13 protein-coding genes are annotated in these 13,835 nt (G+C 74.3%); 7 read left to right on the top strand and 6 right to left on the bottom strand.

Annotated elements, in window-relative coordinates; all coding sequences use genetic code 11:
• Positions 1-5: 5 nt before the first annotated feature.
• The gene (locus ACZ6KF_RS00780; RefSeq protein ID WP_356632107.1) at positions 6-746 is read left to right on the top strand and encodes a bifunctional DNA primase/polymerase; all 741 of its coding nucleotides are present in this window, start codon (positions 6-8) and stop codon (positions 744-746) included.
• Between the two features lie 22 nt (positions 747-768).
• Here ACZ6KF_RS00780 and ACZ6KF_RS00775 read toward each other — a convergent pair whose 3' ends face one another.
• Entirely contained in the window at positions 769-1,770 is a 1,002-nt protein-coding gene (locus tag ACZ6KF_RS00775; protein ID WP_469236626.1) for an SCO2278 family lipoprotein, read from the bottom strand.
• A gap of 140 nt (positions 1,771-1,910) precedes the next feature.
• Between ACZ6KF_RS00775 and ACZ6KF_RS00770 the strand changes: the two genes are divergently transcribed.
• Positions 1,911-2,555: a PhzF family phenazine biosynthesis protein gene (locus tag ACZ6KF_RS00770; RefSeq protein WP_356632103.1), complete on the top strand. Its 645-nt coding sequence runs from the start codon at positions 1,911-1,913 to the stop codon at positions 2,553-2,555.
• Between the two features lie 192 nt (positions 2,556-2,747).
• On the opposite strand, the gene ACZ6KF_RS00765 is transcribed toward ACZ6KF_RS00770, so the two are convergent.
• Both ACZ6KF_RS00765 and map read right to left on the bottom strand, forming a co-directional pair.
• A complete protein-coding gene (locus ACZ6KF_RS00765) occupies positions 2,748-3,395 on the bottom strand; it encodes a biliverdin-producing heme oxygenase (protein WP_469174335.1) in 648 nt (215 codons plus the stop codon).
• Between the two features lie 153 nt (positions 3,396-3,548).
• Positions 3,549-4,406 carry a type I methionyl aminopeptidase gene (gene map / locus ACZ6KF_RS00760; protein WP_356632099.1) on the bottom strand — a complete coding sequence of 286 codons (858 nt, stop codon included), beginning with the start codon at positions 4,404-4,406 and terminating at the stop codon, positions 3,549-3,551.
• Between the two features lie 58 nt (positions 4,407-4,464).
• Between map and ACZ6KF_RS00755 the strand changes: the two genes are divergently transcribed.
• Positions 4,465-4,692, top strand: a complete 228-nt coding sequence (locus tag ACZ6KF_RS00755) for a hypothetical protein (protein ID WP_356632097.1) — start codon at positions 4,465-4,467, stop codon at positions 4,690-4,692.
• A 49-nt stretch (positions 4,693-4,741) separates the two neighbouring features.
• Here the strand turns inward: ACZ6KF_RS00755 and ACZ6KF_RS00750 are convergent, their stop codons facing one another.
• On the bottom strand, positions 4,742-6,076 hold the full coding sequence (locus ACZ6KF_RS00750) for an MFS transporter (protein WP_469236623.1): 1,335 nt from the start codon (positions 6,074-6,076) through the stop codon (positions 4,742-4,744).
• Between the two features lie 153 nt (positions 6,077-6,229).
• On the bottom strand, positions 6,230-6,832 hold the full coding sequence (locus ACZ6KF_RS00745) for a hypothetical protein (protein WP_356632093.1): 603 nt from the start codon (positions 6,830-6,832) through the stop codon (positions 6,230-6,232).
• A 79-nt stretch (positions 6,833-6,911) separates the two neighbouring features.
• Between ACZ6KF_RS00745 and ACZ6KF_RS00740 the strand changes: the two genes are divergently transcribed.
• The 3 genes from ACZ6KF_RS00740 to ACZ6KF_RS00730 are packed head-to-tail and all read left to right on the top strand — an operon-like array spanning position 6,912 to position 9,307.
• A complete protein-coding gene (locus tag ACZ6KF_RS00740; RefSeq protein ID WP_469236620.1) occupies positions 6,912-8,285 on the top strand; it encodes a sialidase family protein in 1,374 nt (457 codons plus the stop codon).
• Positions 8,282-9,067: an NADPH-dependent F420 reductase gene (npdG, locus tag ACZ6KF_RS00735; RefSeq protein WP_469236617.1), complete on the top strand. Its 786-nt coding sequence runs from the start codon at positions 8,282-8,284 to the stop codon at positions 9,065-9,067. Before ACZ6KF_RS00740 ends, npdG begins: the two co-directional genes overlap by 4 nt.
• Before the next feature lie 60 nt (positions 9,068-9,127).
• Complete coding sequence (locus ACZ6KF_RS00730) at positions 9,128-9,307, top strand: hypothetical protein (protein ID WP_469174327.1); 180 nt, start codon at positions 9,128-9,130, stop codon at positions 9,305-9,307.
• A gap of 2 nt (positions 9,308-9,309) precedes the next feature.
• On the opposite strand, the gene ACZ6KF_RS00725 is transcribed toward ACZ6KF_RS00730, so the two are convergent.
• Positions 9,310-10,110, bottom strand: coding sequence for a site-2 protease family protein (locus ACZ6KF_RS00725; RefSeq protein ID WP_356632085.1), 801 nt, complete (start codon positions 10,108-10,110; stop codon positions 9,310-9,312).
• Positions 10,111-10,394: 284 nt separating this feature from the next.
• Between ACZ6KF_RS00725 and ACZ6KF_RS00720 the strand changes: the two genes are divergently transcribed.
• Positions 10,395-13,760 carry an AfsR/SARP family transcriptional regulator gene (locus tag ACZ6KF_RS00720; protein WP_356632083.1) on the top strand — a complete coding sequence of 1,122 codons (3,366 nt, stop codon included), beginning with the start codon at positions 10,395-10,397 and terminating at the stop codon, positions 13,758-13,760.
• Positions 13,761-13,835 lie beyond the last annotated feature (75 nt).

The following is a 13,835-nucleotide window of genomic DNA, read 5'->3' as shown; positions in this document are numbered from 1 at the left end:
GATAGATGAGCGCGCAGTTCGGCGGCCGGTCCGGCCGGCAGGGCAAGATCTCCCAGTGGCTGCGCGGACGTCGGCCCAAGGAGGACGCCGCCGACGACGGCGGACGCGAGGCCCTGCTGCTGGCCGCCGCCGGAGCGGGACTGCCGTTGGCGCCCGCCGCGCACCCGGCCCCCGGCTACCGCTGTTCCTGCGACCGCGTCGGCTGTCCCACGCCCGCCCGGCACCCGGTGTCGTTCGCCTGGCAGACGCAGTCCACCACCGACCGCGCCCAGATCGAGCGCTGGGCCCGCCACCAGCCGCAGGCCAACTTCATCACCGCGACCGGCATGGTGCACGACGTGCTCGACGTGCCGCTGGAGGCCGGCCGGGAGGCGCTGGAGCGGCTGCTCGCGGCGGGCGTCGACGTCGGCCCGGTCGCCGCCAGCGACGACGGCCGGATGCTGTTCTTCACCCTCACCCGCGGCACCCCCGAGGACGAGGACGAGTGGTGGCCCTGCGAGCTGGACTGCCACCCCGAGACGATGGACGAGCACCCCGGACTGCGCTGGCACTGCCGGGGCTCCTACGTCCTCGTGCCGCCCGCCCGGCTCCCCGGCGACGACGACCGCTGCGTCCACTGGGTACGCGGGCCCGAGCACGCCCTGCCCGACCCGCTGACCCTGCTGGAAGTCCTCACCGACGCCTGCGCCCGGCACGCCGGCACGGACGCCGACCAACAGGGCGCCGCCTGGCCGCTGCGCCGCTGAACTCCCGCGGTACGGGCGGCCGTTACCCGCCCTTCGCGGACGTCAGCCCCTGGATCCGCCCGAGCACGTTCACCCCGGCGTCGCCTGCGCCCCGCTCCGGGGTCAGGGCGACCTGGTTGGAGACGAACTCCATCGTCAGGGACTGCTTGATCTCGCCGGTCGTCAGCGCGAGCACGTTCTTGTTCGGCGTCGGGACCGAGGCGCCGGCCGCGGCCGTCTGCTTCACGAAGTGGCGGGTGGTGAAGAAGACCAGCGCCCCGCCGTCCGCCGTGCGCAGGGCGACCGGATCGTAGTCGCCGCCGGTCAGCGGCTCGTCCATGTACTGGGTGGCGAGCCCGGGCCGGGTCTCCTTCTTCTCGCGCTCCGCACGCCAGTCGGTGGTGTGCGGGCCGGGCGCGAAGCCGTTGCCGCCGTCCTCCAAGTACGTCGCGTAGTCGCGGCTCAAGTCCTTCGGGGGAACGGCGAGTTCGGGGGAGTCGGCGGGGAGGGCCTCGGCGAATCCGTCCTCGCCGAGCTTGAACTCGGGCACCTTGCCGGGGTCCACGACCGTCAGGTACGACACCTCCCAGCGCTCGTCCAGGCCGTCGCGGGTGAACACCATCAGCCAGCGGTCGTCGTCACCCCGGTTGGCCCGGGCGTCGGCGAGGAACCAGCGGGGCCAGCCCGCCTTCTCAGGGATCGTGTACTCGACGTCCGCGAATTTCAGCGGCGTGTGCGCGGGGTTGCCGGCCGGGTGGTTGACGTGCCCGGCGTTCAGCCGTGCCTCGTCCATGTCGCCGAGGGGGCCGGTGACGTAGGCGGCGTCGAAGGAACTGTCGTACGCCTTGTCGGCCTTGTTGTAGGCGGTGGTGAACTTCCGCAGCGCCTCGGCGGCTTCGGCCTCGGACGTCGCGGGCAGCACCTCGCGCTCGCCGTGGACGACGACGCATCCGCTCGCCGGCAGCGCCAGGAGGGCCAGCGCGGCAGCGGTGAGCGTGTTCCGGTGGTGCCTGTGAAGCCTGTGCGGGCCGCGATCCCTGCTCATCGGGTGTCCTTCACCTTCCCCTTCCCGGAGCCGAACCCTACCGGGGCGCGCCGACACCCGAACGCCGGGACCGGGTACAGCGGCCACACCGTGACCTTGCCGGGCTTCGACCGGCGGTCGCGCGATGCTTCAATTCCCCGGTGACCGATTACGACGTGCTGCGCGTCTTCTGCGCGGCCAACGGGGGCTACGGCAACGAACTCGGCGTCGTCCGCGAGGGCTCGCACGTGCCGGGGCCGGACGAGCGGCAGGCTCTCGCGGCGAAACTCGGGTTCTCCGAGACCGTGTTCGTCGACGACCCCGAGCGCGGCGTCGTCGACATCTACACGCCCGGCGTCCGGCTGGCGTTCGCCGGACACCCCTGCGTCGGCGTGGCCTGGCTGCTCGACGTGCCCGAACTGGTCACCCGCGCCGGGGTGCTGGGAGCGCGGCAGGACGGGGAGTTCAGCTGGATCGAGGCGCGCGCCGAGTGGGCCGCGCCGCGCGTCCTGCGCCAGTACGCCACCGCCGCCGAGGTCGACGACCTGCCGGTGCCGCCGCCGGGGGACTGGATCTACGCCTGGGCCTGGGAGGACGAGGCGGCCGGCCGGATCCGCGCCCGCGGCTTCCCCGGCCGGGGCGACGGCGTCGACGAGGACGAGGCGACCGGCTCCGCCGCCCTCCAGCTCACCGAGCGGCTCGGCCGGGCGCTCAACATCACCCAGGGCGCGGGCTCCCAGATCCTCACCGCACCCCAGCCCTACGGCTGGACCGAGATCGGCGGCAGGGTACGGCTGGAACGCTGACGCCCGACCCGCGCGACGCAGGCGCCCGAGGCGTCCCGGCCGGAGGGGGTCACGGGGCCGGCGGGTCCTTGCTGTCGCGGACGGGGGCGGGTGCACGCGGAGGAACCGAGGGCCGTACGGGCGGCCCCGCTGACGAGGGACTCTTCCTGAGCGAGCAGCCCGAGAACCGCCCGCACCCGGCGCCTGCCGATGTCACGCCGACAGCGGGAACTCCTCGCCCAGCGCCCCGAACACCGCCGTGTTCAGGGCGAAAGCCCGCTTGCACTCGGACGCGATCCGCTGCCTCTCCAGCTCGTCCGCGGGCAGCGCGTCCAGCAGTTCCCGGTAAGTGCGCTTGAAGGCGGCGGGGTTGGCGATCTCCTCGAAGACGTAGAACCGGACGCCGTCGCCCTTCTTCGCGAAGCCCCACGTCCGCTCCGCGCGGTCGCGGATGATCTGGCCGCCCGAGAGGTCGCCGAGGTAGCGCGTGTAGTGGTGGGCCACATAGCCGCCCGGCCATGCACGGACGCACTCCTCGACCCGCTCCGCGTACGCCCGGGTCGCCGGCAGTGCGGTGAGCGTCGAGCGCCAGCCGGGGCCCCGCAGATGCTCCAGGTCCCGCTCCAGCGCGCGCAGCCGGAACAGCTCCGGCCGGATGAAGGGCCCCGCCACCGGGTCGGACGCCAGGCGCCCGGCGCCGCCCTCCAGTGCCGCGTACACGAACCACAGCTGCTCGGTGTAGCGCGCGTAGGCGTTCACGCCCAGCCGGCCGCCGAGCAGGTCGCTCATGAAGGTCGAGGTCTCCGCCTCCACGTGCTGCTCGTGGGACGCGGTCCGGATCACGGTCGAGAAGGAGTCCATGCCGCCCAGTCTCTGTGGTTAGGTTCACCTAAGTCAACGGCTTTCCGACGTCCTGTCGGTAAAACCGTACCCGGGGCCGTGCGCGGACGGCGGGCAAGGACGACGGCCCGCTCCCGGGGCGGGAGCGGGCCGGACGGGTCGGCGGCAGGAGCGTTACGGCAGCGTCAGGATCTCCGCGCCCGTCTCCGTCACCACCAGGGTGTGCTCGAACTGCGCGGTCCGCCTGCGGTCCTTCGTCACGACCGTCCAGCCGTCGTCCCACATGTCGTACTCGTGGGTGCCCAGCGTCAGCATCGGCTCGATCGTGAACGTCATCCCCGGCTGCATCACCGTCGTCGCGTGCGGGCTGTCGTAGTGCGGGATGATCAGGCCCGAGTGGAACGACGAGTTGATCCCGTGCCCCGTGAAGTCCCGCACCACGCCGTAGCCGAACCGCTTGGCGTACGACTCGATCACGCGGCCGATGACGTTGACCTGCCGGCCCGGTTTCACAGCCTTGATCGCGCGGTTGAGCGACTCCCGGGTGCGCTCCACCAGCAGCCGGCTCTCCTCGTCCACCTCACCGACCAGGTAGGTGGCGTTGTTGTCGCCGTGCACTCCGCCGATGTACGCGGTCACGTCGAGGTTGACGATGTCACCGTCCCGCAGCACGGTGGAGTCCGGGATGCCGTGGCAGATGACCTCGTTGACCGAGGTGCACAGCGACTTGGGGAAACCGCGGTAGCCGAGCGTGGAGGGATAGGCGCCGTGGTCGCACATGAACTCGTGCGCCACCCTGTCCAGTTCGTCCGTGGTCACGCCCGGCGCGATCAGCTTCGCGGCCTCCGCCATCGCCCGCGCGGCGATCCGGCCGGCGATCCGCATCGCCTCGATCGTCTCCGGGGTCTGCACCTCCGGGCCCGTGTACGGCGTCGGCGCGGGCTTGCCGACGTACTCGGGGCGCCGGATGTTTCCGGGCACGGAACGGGTGGGAGACAGCTCCCCTGGTACGAGCAGCGACTGGCCAGACATGTCAGCGAGTCTAACCAGCGGGCATACGAGACCATGTCCCTGGCGAAAGGAGCCGGTCATGGCCCTGTTCAAGAAGCGCACGGTCGGAAAGCCGGGCGAGTGGTTCTACTGCCTGGAGCACCAGAAGGTCGAGGAGGGGCCGGACTGTCCGGGCAAGGACCGTTTCGGGCCGTACACGAGCCGGGCGGAGGCCGAGCGGGCCATGGCCACCGCCCGCGAGCGCAACCTCCAGTGGGAGAACGACCCCCGCTGGCACGACGCCCCCGCCGCGTCCGACGACGACTGAGACGATGACGCAGACGACGGCTCGCGCCGGCCATGCGGGCGACGGCTGATCAGCCGTTCGCGGGCGGGGCGCCGGCCGTCGCCGCGCCGGCCGCAGCCGCCGCGCGCTGATCGCGCAGCCGGACGGCGTGCTCGTTCGTGCGCACGTCGTACGTCATCAGCTTCGGCAGGCACAGCGCCAGCAGCCCCACCCCGGCCGCGCACAGCAGACCGCCCGACCACACCGACGCCCGCACCCCGGCCAGCGCCGCGACACCGCCCGCGCGGACCTGGCCGAGCTGCGGGCCCACCGAGTACGACAGCAGTTCGATCCCGGCGAGCCGGCCGCGCAGCTCGTCCGGGATCGTCTGGTTCCACATCGCCCCGCGGAAGATGCCGCTCACCATGTCGCAGCAGCCGCCCAGCGCGAGGAACAGCAGCACCAGCCACACGTTCCCGGCGACGCCGGCCGCCGCCATCGCGAGCCCCCACAGCAGCGCCGCCCCGGCGACCATCCGCCCGTGCCGGTGCACCCGCGACGTCCAGCCGCTGGTCAGGCCCACCACCAGCGAGCCCGCCGGAATCGCCGCGTACATCAGGCCCAGCGACCACTCGGCGTCCAGCTCGTCCGCGAGGAACGGCAGCACCGCCAGCGGCATCGCCAGGAACATCGCGGCCAGGTCGATGGCGTACGTGCCGAGCAGCTCCTTGCGCCGCCAGGCGTACGCCGCACCCTCCACGATCGACCGCAGCGACGGCTTGGCCGCCTCCTGAGAGGCGGGGGAGGTGCCGAGCCGCGCGACCAGCAGCACCGACACGGCGAACGTCGCCAGGTCCACCGCGTACGCCCAGCCCAGCCCCGCGTACACGACGACCACGCCGGCCAGCGCCGGCCCCGCGATGCCGCCGACCTGCCAGCGCAGGGCGTTCAGGGCGGTGGCCGCCGGCAGATGCTCGTGCGGCACGATCCGGGGGATCAGCGAGTCCAGGGCGGGGCGCTGGATCGACACCAGCGCCGAACTGAGCGCGGCGATCACGTACAGCGGCCACACCGCGGGGTCCGGCAGCAGCGCGTTGGCCAGCAGCGCCGCGCACAGCACGCCGAGGCCGGCCTCCGTCCACAGGATCAGCCGGCGCTTGTCCAGGGCGTCGGCGAGCGCACCGCCGTACAGCCCGAACACCACCAGCGGCACCAGCTCCACGGCCCCGATCGCGCCCACCGCCGCGGCGGACCCCGTCTCCTCCTTGATCTGCACCGGCAGCGCGACGAACGTCAGAAAGCTGCCGAAGTTGGTGATCAGCCCCGACACCCACAGCCGGCGGAAGTCGCGGGAGACCCGCCAGGGCGCGAGATCGGGCAGCAGGGCGCGCAGCCCGGAGGGCGTGGCGGGGTCGTCGTCCTTCACGAGGGCTCATGCTGGGGCGCACCGGCTGCAGTGGGCAACCAGTTTTCCGGGCGAGGGCTGCCGTGGCGGCCCACGGGCCGGACCGGCGGCGCGGACCGGCGTCGCCCGCCCACCGCCCGGTGGTGCTCGGCGCAGTCACCCACCCGCCGCCGCTCACCACCGCCCCGGTGGCGGGGCCGTCAGGTGGTCGGCCAGGCGGGCCAGGCGGTCGCGCAGGGTGGGGCGGCGTCTCGGGGACGGCAGGGGGTTCTCGCCGGCCGCCGCGCTCACCAGGTGCTGGACCGTGTCCAGGTCCAGCTCGGCGCCCTCCCGCACGGCCAGCGCCTCGTGGGACAGCGAGGCGAGGTCACGGCCGGCCGAGCCGAGGGCGAGGATCGTGGCGCCGGCCCGGCGGGCGTCGTGGACCCGCTCCAGCAGGCCCGCGTCCGGGTCGTCCGGCGACACCACGAGCAGGGTCTCGCCGCGCCGGGCCGCCTCGATGCGGCCGAGGCCCACCGCGAGGTGCGCCGGGTCCGAGGGACGCGCACTGTGGCGGACCAGGGTCGGGGACAGCTCGGGCGTCCCCGACCAGGCGGCCTCGTCCGTGAGGTGGGCCGCCAGATGCCAGGGCTCGTACTCGGGGGTGCCGACCAGCAGGAGCCCGCCGCCGTGCGACACCACCGACCCGCGCAGCGCCCCGGCGAACCTGCGCGTGGCCCCCAGCCACTCCGTCCCGGCGAGGACCTCGCGCAACAGGGCGACCCGTACCGCGTCCATACGGCCGCATCCTGCCGTGAACGGGACACTCGTGACAGGAGTTCGCCGTCGGATTCCCCCGACCGGGTAAGGAGCCGCCATGAGCACCGCCGCCGAGGCCGACCCCGCCGCCGGGACCCACCCCGCCGCGGGGACCGATCCCGCCGCGGGGACCCACCCGGCCGCGGGGACCCACCCTGCTGCGGGGACCGATCCCGCCGCGCGGACCCACCCCGCCGCGGGGACCCACCCCGCCGCGGGGACCGATCCCGCCGCGGGGACCCACCCTGCCGCGGGGACCGATCCTGCCGCGGGGACCGATCCCGCCGCCGGGGCCCACCCTGCCACCGGGACCGATCCCGCCGTCCCCTTCGCCGCGGGCAGCGAGGGACACGCCAGTTACCGCATCCCCGCCGTCGTGCGGACCGCGTCCGGAGCGCTGCTCGCCTTCTGCGAGGGGCGGCTGGAGTCCGCGCGGGACTGGGGGCGCATCCACATCGTGATGAAGCGGTCCACCGACGGCGGGCGCACCTGGGGGCCGCTGAGCGTCGTCGCCGCGAACGGCCTCGACCTCGCCGGCAACCCCGCCCCGGTCGTCCTGGACACCGGCCGCGTCCTGCTCGTCCACGTCCGCTCCGCCGCGAGCGCCGCCGAGCACCTCATCGTGCGGGGCGAGGTGAGCGAGGCCGACGGACGCCGGGTGTGGGTGCAGCACAGCGACGACGAGGGGCACACCTGGTCGGAGCCGCGCGAGATCACCGAACGGGTCAAGGAGCCGGGCTGGCGCTGGTACGCCACCACCCCCGGGCACGGCATCCAGCTGACCGGCGGCCGGGTCGTCGTCCCCGGCAACCACACCCTGCCGCCCGCCGCCGGGGACCTCGGCGACGAGCCGCGGTACAACAACGCCCACTGCCTGCTCAGCGACGACCGGGGCGAGAGCTGGTACCTCGGCCACGTCGACCGGGACACCAGCGGCCACGTCAACGGCAACGAGACCACCGCCGCCGAACTCCCCGACGGCCGCGTCTACTTCAACACCCGCACCGACTCCCTCCGCCCCGGCAACCGCGCCGACGCCCACTCCGCCGACGGCGGCCGCACCCTGCTCGCCCCCTTCCACCCGCAGCCCGGCCTCGCCGGACCCGTCTGCCAGGGCAGCCTCCTGCACCTCGGCGACCCCGACGTGCTGCTCTTCTCCGGGCCCGCCCACCCCACCGGACGCGCCCGGATGACCCTCCGCGCCTCCACCGACGGCGGCGCCACCTGGCACGATGCCCACACCGTCGACGACCGGCCCGCCGCCTACTCCGACCTGGTCCGCGTCGACGCCGACACGGTCGGACTGCTGTACGAGACCGGCGACGCCGGCGCGTACGAGCGGATCGTCTTCCGGCGGATCCCCGTGAGCCGGCTCACCCGACGGGGCGCGGTCGGCGAGGGTCCCGTACCCGGACGTAAAGTCGGCCCATGACCTCTAGCGACAGTTCTCCCGGCACCGCGACCGGCAGCACGACCGGCACCGCGACCGACAGCGCGACAGGCACCGCGACCGACGGCGCGCACAAGCCCGCGAAGGCGCCCGCCAAGGACCCCTGGGACCTGCCCGACGTCTCCGGACTGGTCGTCGGCGTGCTCGGCGGGACCGGACCGCAGGGCAAGGGCCTGGCCTACCGGCTCGCCAAGGCCGGCCAGAAGGTGATCCTCGGTTCGCGGGCCGCCGACCGTGCGCGGGCCGCCGCCGACGAACTCGGGCACGGCGTCGAGGGCGCCGACAACGCCGAGACCGCCCGGCGCAGCGACATCGTGATCGTCGCCGTCCCGTGGGAGGGGCACGGCAAGACGCTGGAGTCGCTGCGCGAGGAGCTGACCGGCAAGCTCGTCGTCGACTGCGTCAACCCGCTCGGCTTCGACAAGAAGGGCGCCTACGCCCTCAAGCCCGAGGAGGGCAGCGCCGCCGAGCAGGCCGCCGCCCTGCTGCCCGGCTCGCGCGTCACCGCCGCCTTCCACCACCTGTCGGCGGTGCTGCTCCAGGACCCGGAGATCGACGAGATCGACACCGATGTGATGGTCCTCGGCGAGGAGCGCGCCGACGTGGAGATCGTGCAGGCCCTCGCCGGCCGCATTCCCGGGATGCGCGGCATCTTCGCCGGGCGGCTGCGCAACGCCCACCAGGTGGAGTCCCTGGTCGCCAACCTGATCTCCGTGAACCGCCGCTACAAGGCGCATGCGGGCCTCCGCGTCACGGACGTATGACCGCATGGGGGACACTGGTGGACGTCAGCCCAGCAGTGTCCCCGACAGGAGCCGACCGACATGCCCCGCCTCGCCCTCTACACCCTCGTCGTGTGTCTGCTCGCCACCGCCGCGGCCGTGGTCTCCTTCGTCCAGGGCAGCTGGCTGGGGATCGTCTGGGTGCTGATCGCGGGGCTCTCGTCCAACATGACCTGGTACTACATCAAGCGCGGCAAGGCCGGCTCGGCCGCCCGCGACTGACGTCAGGGGCTCGTCTCGCAGTACTCGTTCGCGCCCTGCCAGAACCGGTACAGCTCGTAGCCGCAGTAGGTGTCGGCGTCGGTGATGCCGAGGCCCCGCAGCACGGCGTCGACCATGTCGAAGAACGCGCCGTTCACGGCGGGCACCCACAGCAGCGCGAACACGAACAGCAGGCCGAACGGCGCGAACGGCTCCACCTGCCGGCGCACGCCGTACGACAGCCAGGGCTCGATCACCCCGTAGCCGTCCAGGCCCGGCACCGGGAGGAAGTTCAGGATCGCCGCCGTCACCTGGAGCAGCGCCAGGAACGCCAGCGCGTACCGGAAGTCGCGCGGCACCCCGTCCAGCGCGTCCAGCCAGAACGGGGCCGTGCACACGACGGCGAACAGGACGTTCGTCAGCGGACCGGCCGCCGAGATCAGGCTGTGCTTCCAGCGGCCCCGGATCCGGCCCCGCTCGATGAAGACCGCGCCGCCCGGCAGACCGATCCCGCCCATGATCACGAACAGCACCGGCAGCACGATGCTCAGCAGGGCGTGCGTGTACTTCAGGGGGTTGAGCGTGAGGTAGCCCTTCGCGCCGACCGTGATGTCGCCGCCGTGCAGCGCGGTGCGCGCGTGCGCGTACTCGTGCAGGCACAGGGAGACGATCCACGCCGCCGTCACGAACAGGAACACCGCGACGCCCGGCTGCGCGGCGAACCCGGTCCAGGTGGCCCAGCCCGTGACGGCCGTCACGGCGAGGATGCCGAGGAAGACGGGGCTGACCCGCCGTTCGCCGCGGAGGATGCCGGCAGTGGTCATGGAACGCTCCGGGTGGTGGTGGGCGGCGGCTGGACGGCCCGACCGTACCGGGCGCATGCGGAAAACGTCTCGCGGCGGACGCCGGTTCCTAAGAGGGTGGGCACGCATGTCCGAACACCCGTGGGGCGGCCCCGCGAACACGAAGACCCGCAGAGCCCCCGCGAACACGAAGACCCGCAGAGCCCCCCGCGAACACGAAAGACCCGCGTAGAGCCCCCCGCACAGACCCCGCGAAGGACCCTCGCAGACCCCGCGCAGAGCCCTCTCGCAGACCCCCGGAGACAATGAATCCCGTGCGTTACCGCATCCTCGGCACCGCCCAGGCGTTCCGTCCCGACGGCTCCCCCGTTCCGGTCGGCGGGGCACGGCTGCGCGCCCTGCTCACCGTGCTGGCGCTGCGTCCGGGCCGTGCCGTGCCCGCCGGGCTGCTGACCGAGGAGGTCTGGGGCGACGAGCCGCCCGCCGACGCGCCGGGCGCGCTCCAGGCCCTGGTGGGGCGGCTGCGCCGGGCGCTGGGCGCGGACGCCGTGCGTTCCGTGGCGGGCGGCTACCGGCTCGACGCCGGCCCCGACGACGTCGACCTGCACCGCTTCGAGCGGCTCGCCGACGAGGGCGCGCGAGCCCTGGCCGACGGCGACCCCGCCAAGGCCGCCGTCCTGCTCGACGACGCCCTCGCCCTGTGGCACGGGCCCGCCCTCGCCGACCTGCCCGACCGCACCGTCGAGGCCGCCCGCTGCGAGGCCCGCCGGCTGGAGGCGCGGCGTGCCCGGCTCGCGGCCGCGCTCGCGCTGGGCCACGCCGAGCAGGCGCTGCCCGAGCTGACCGCGCTGTGCGACGGGCATCCGCTGGACGAGCCCCTCCAGGCGCTGCGGCTGAGGGCGCTGCGCGAGGCGGGCCGCACCGCCGAGGCGCTGGCCGCCTACGACGCCGTACGGCGGCTGCTCGCCGACCGGCTGGGCTCCGACCCGGGGCCGGAACTGCGCGCGCTGCACGCCGAGTTGCTGCGACCGCCGGAGCCGGGTCTTGAGCCGGAACCGGAGCCGGGTCTTGAGCCGTCACCGGCGGCGGGTCTTGAGCCGTCACCGGGTCCGGACCCGCGGTCGGTGTCCGCCGCCGCACCGCCGCCGCCCGCCCGGCCGCCGGGGAACCTGCGGGCCCGGCTCACCTCCTTCGTCGGCCGTGTCGCCGACATCGACGCCATCCGCGCCGACCTCGCCGCCGCCCGGCTGGTCACCCTGCTCGGGCCCGGCGGCGCGGGCAAGACCCGGCTGTCGCAGGAGGCCGCCGAGACCGTGACGGACGCCGCCCGCGACGGGGTGTGGCTGGCCGAACTCGCCCCGGTGGACGACCCGGCGACCGTCCCCGAGGCCGTGCTCACCGCCATCGGCGCCCGCGGAACCGTGTTGCACGGCGCCGGCGCCGAGGAACTGCGCGCCGTCGCCGACCGGCACGACGACCCCGTGGAACGGCTCGTGGAGCACTGCGCCCGCCGCCGGATGCTGATCGTCCTCGACAACTGCGAGCACGTCGTCGCCGCAGCAGCCCGGCTGGTGGAGGAACTCCTCGCCCGCTGCCCCGAGTTGACCGTGCTGGCCACCAGCCGGGAGCCGCTCGGCGTGCCGGGGGAGGTGCTGCGGCCGGTGGAGCCGCTGGAGGAGCCCTACGCGCTCAGGCTGTTCGCCGACCGCGGGGCCGCGGCCCGGCCGGGCTTCCGGGTGGACGACGACCCGGAGGCGTGCGCGGAGATCTGCCGCCGCCTGGACGGCCTGCCGCTGGCCATCGAACTGGCCGCCGCCCGGCTGCGGATGCTCACCCCGCGGCAGATCGCCGACCGGCTGGACGACCGCTTCCGGCTGCTCACCTCGGGCAGCCGCACCGTCCTGCCCCGCCAGCAGACGCTCCGGGCCGTGGTCGACTGGTCCTGGGACCTGCTCGACGCCGGCGAACGCGACGTGCTGAGCCGGCTCTCGGTGTTCGCCGGCGGCTGCGACCTGGCCGCCGCCGAGGCCGTCTGCGGCCCGGCCGCGCTGGAGGCGCTCGGCTCGCTGGTCGACAAGTCGCTGGTGGTGGCCGCTCCGGCGGGCGACGGCACGATGCGCTACCGGCTGCTGGAGACCGTCGCCGAGTACGCGGGCGAACGGCTCGACGAAGCCGGCGGGCGCGAGGAGACCGAGCGCCGGCATCTGACGTACTACCGCGAACTCGCCCGCACCACCGACTCCGCGCTGCGCGGCCCCGGCCAGCTCGCCGCCGTGGAACGCCTGGAACGCGAGTACGAGAACCTGCGCACCGCCCTGCGCCACGCCCTCGCCGCCCGCGACGAGCAGGAGGCGCTGTGCCTGGTGCTGTCGCTGAACTGGTACTGGCGGGTGCGCGACCTGCGCATCGAGTGCCGCACCTGGTGCCGCGAGGTGATGGCGCTCGGCCCCGACCCGTTCGCCGACCCGGTCCGCCGGGCCGCCCCGGTGTGGCAGCGCTGCACCGACGCCCCGCCGCCGATGACCGGCGAGATCCTCGCCGAGGCCCGGCGCGGCGTCCACCTGATGCATCTGGCCTGCATGGACACCGAACTGGACGCCTGGCAGACCCCGCAGGCCCAGCGCAAACTCCGCAACGTCACCGAGGTCTACGAGCCCGGACTGCCGCAGACCTGCCGCAGCCCCGGCATGCTGTGGTTCTACGCCGTGATGCTGACCGGCGACATGGACCGCGTCCGGGCGGTGCTGGACGCGGCCGTCGACACCTGCCGGCGCACCCCCGGCTACGAGTGGGAGCTGGCCGGCAGCCTCCAGATGCGGGTCAACCTCGTCGCCGGCCGGCCCGACTGGGCGGCCGACGCGGCCCGCGACGCCGACGAGTCGCTGGAGATCTACCGGCGGCTCGGCGACTCCTGGGGCGTTGCCGAGGCCCTGATGGCGCGCGGCGAGGCCCGTGAGCAGGAGGGGCACTTCCTGCATGCGGCCGCCGACTACGAGGAGGCCATGGAGTACGCCGAGCGGCTCGGGGCGCGCGCCCAGCTCGCGGTCCTCGCGGCCCGGCTCGGCAAGGCGCTGCTGGAGTCCGGGGACCCCGCCGAGTCCGAGCGCGGGGAGCGCGTCCTGCGCGGGGTGATCGACGGGCAGGAGGAGCACGGGCACCTCAATGAGGCGATGCCGGCCGCCCGGGTCTTCCTCGCCGGCTGGCTCGGCGTCACCGGCCGCATCGCCGAGGCGCGCGAGCAGATGCGGCGGCTGCGCGAGGAGTTCACCATCGCGCACTTCGTCGTCTTCGACGCCTTCATCCTCGCCCAGGAGGCCTGGCTGGACACCGTCGACGGCCGGCACGCCGAGGCCCTCGGCAAGGTCCGGCTGGGCCTGGAGCGGTCCGAGGACCCGATGTCGCTGGCCATGGCGCCGACGCTGCGCTCCTCGTTCCTGTCCGTCGCCGCCCACGCCCTGGCCGCCGGCGGCACCGCCCCACGCGACGCCGCCCGTCTGCTGGGCGCGTCCGAGGCCCTGCTGCCACCGGGGCACCGTCCCGCCGGGGTGGAGCGCGAGTGCCGGGCGCAGGTGACGGCGACGGTCCGCGCGTCTTTGGACGCGCCCGCCTTCGAGGCGGCGTACCGGGAAGGGGCCGGGCTGACCTTCCGGGAGGCGGCGGCTCTGGTGTGAGCGGCGGGTGCGGGGCGGCGAGGGGGGCGGTGAGTGCGGGGCGGTGAGTGTGCGGTGGGTGCGGCGGCGGCGGGC

It is taken from the genome of Streptomyces sp. NPDC046379, from assembly GCF_055587785.1.
Note: the sequence above shows the minus strand (reverse complement) of the source record. Positions and strands in the feature narration are given on the sequence as shown.

Excerpts from the sequence above, each read along its gene's own strand:
- ACZ6KF_RS00780 (WP_356632107.1), top strand. The coding sequence starts at position 6 with ATGAGCGCGCAGTTCGGCGGCCGGTCCGGCCGGCAGGGCAAGATCTCC.
- ACZ6KF_RS00775 (WP_469236626.1), bottom strand. The coding sequence starts at position 1,770 with ATGAGCAGGGATCGCGGCCCGCACAGGCTTCACAGGCACCACCGGAAC.
- ACZ6KF_RS00765 (WP_469174335.1), bottom strand. The coding sequence starts at position 3,395 with ATGGACTCCTTCTCGACCGTGATCCGGACCGCGTCCCACGAGCAGCAC.
- map (WP_356632099.1), bottom strand. The coding sequence starts at position 4,406 with ATGTCTGGCCAGTCGCTGCTCGTACCAGGGGAGCTGTCTCCCACCCGT.
- ACZ6KF_RS00755 (WP_356632097.1), top strand. The coding sequence starts at position 4,465 with ATGGCCCTGTTCAAGAAGCGCACGGTCGGAAAGCCGGGCGAGTGGTTC.
- ACZ6KF_RS00745 (WP_356632093.1), bottom strand. The coding sequence starts at position 6,832 with ATGGACGCGGTACGGGTCGCCCTGTTGCGCGAGGTCCTCGCCGGGACG.
- ACZ6KF_RS00740 (WP_469236620.1), top strand. The coding sequence starts at position 6,912 with ATGAGCACCGCCGCCGAGGCCGACCCCGCCGCCGGGACCCACCCCGCC.
- npdG (WP_469236617.1), top strand. The coding sequence starts at position 8,282 with ATGACCTCTAGCGACAGTTCTCCCGGCACCGCGACCGGCAGCACGACC.
- ACZ6KF_RS00730 (WP_469174327.1), top strand. The coding sequence starts at position 9,128 with ATGCCCCGCCTCGCCCTCTACACCCTCGTCGTGTGTCTGCTCGCCACC.
- ACZ6KF_RS00725 (WP_356632085.1), bottom strand. The coding sequence starts at position 10,110 with ATGACCACTGCCGGCATCCTCCGCGGCGAACGGCGGGTCAGCCCCGTC.
- ACZ6KF_RS00720 (WP_356632083.1), top strand. The coding sequence starts at position 10,395 with ATGAATCCCGTGCGTTACCGCATCCTCGGCACCGCCCAGGCGTTCCGT.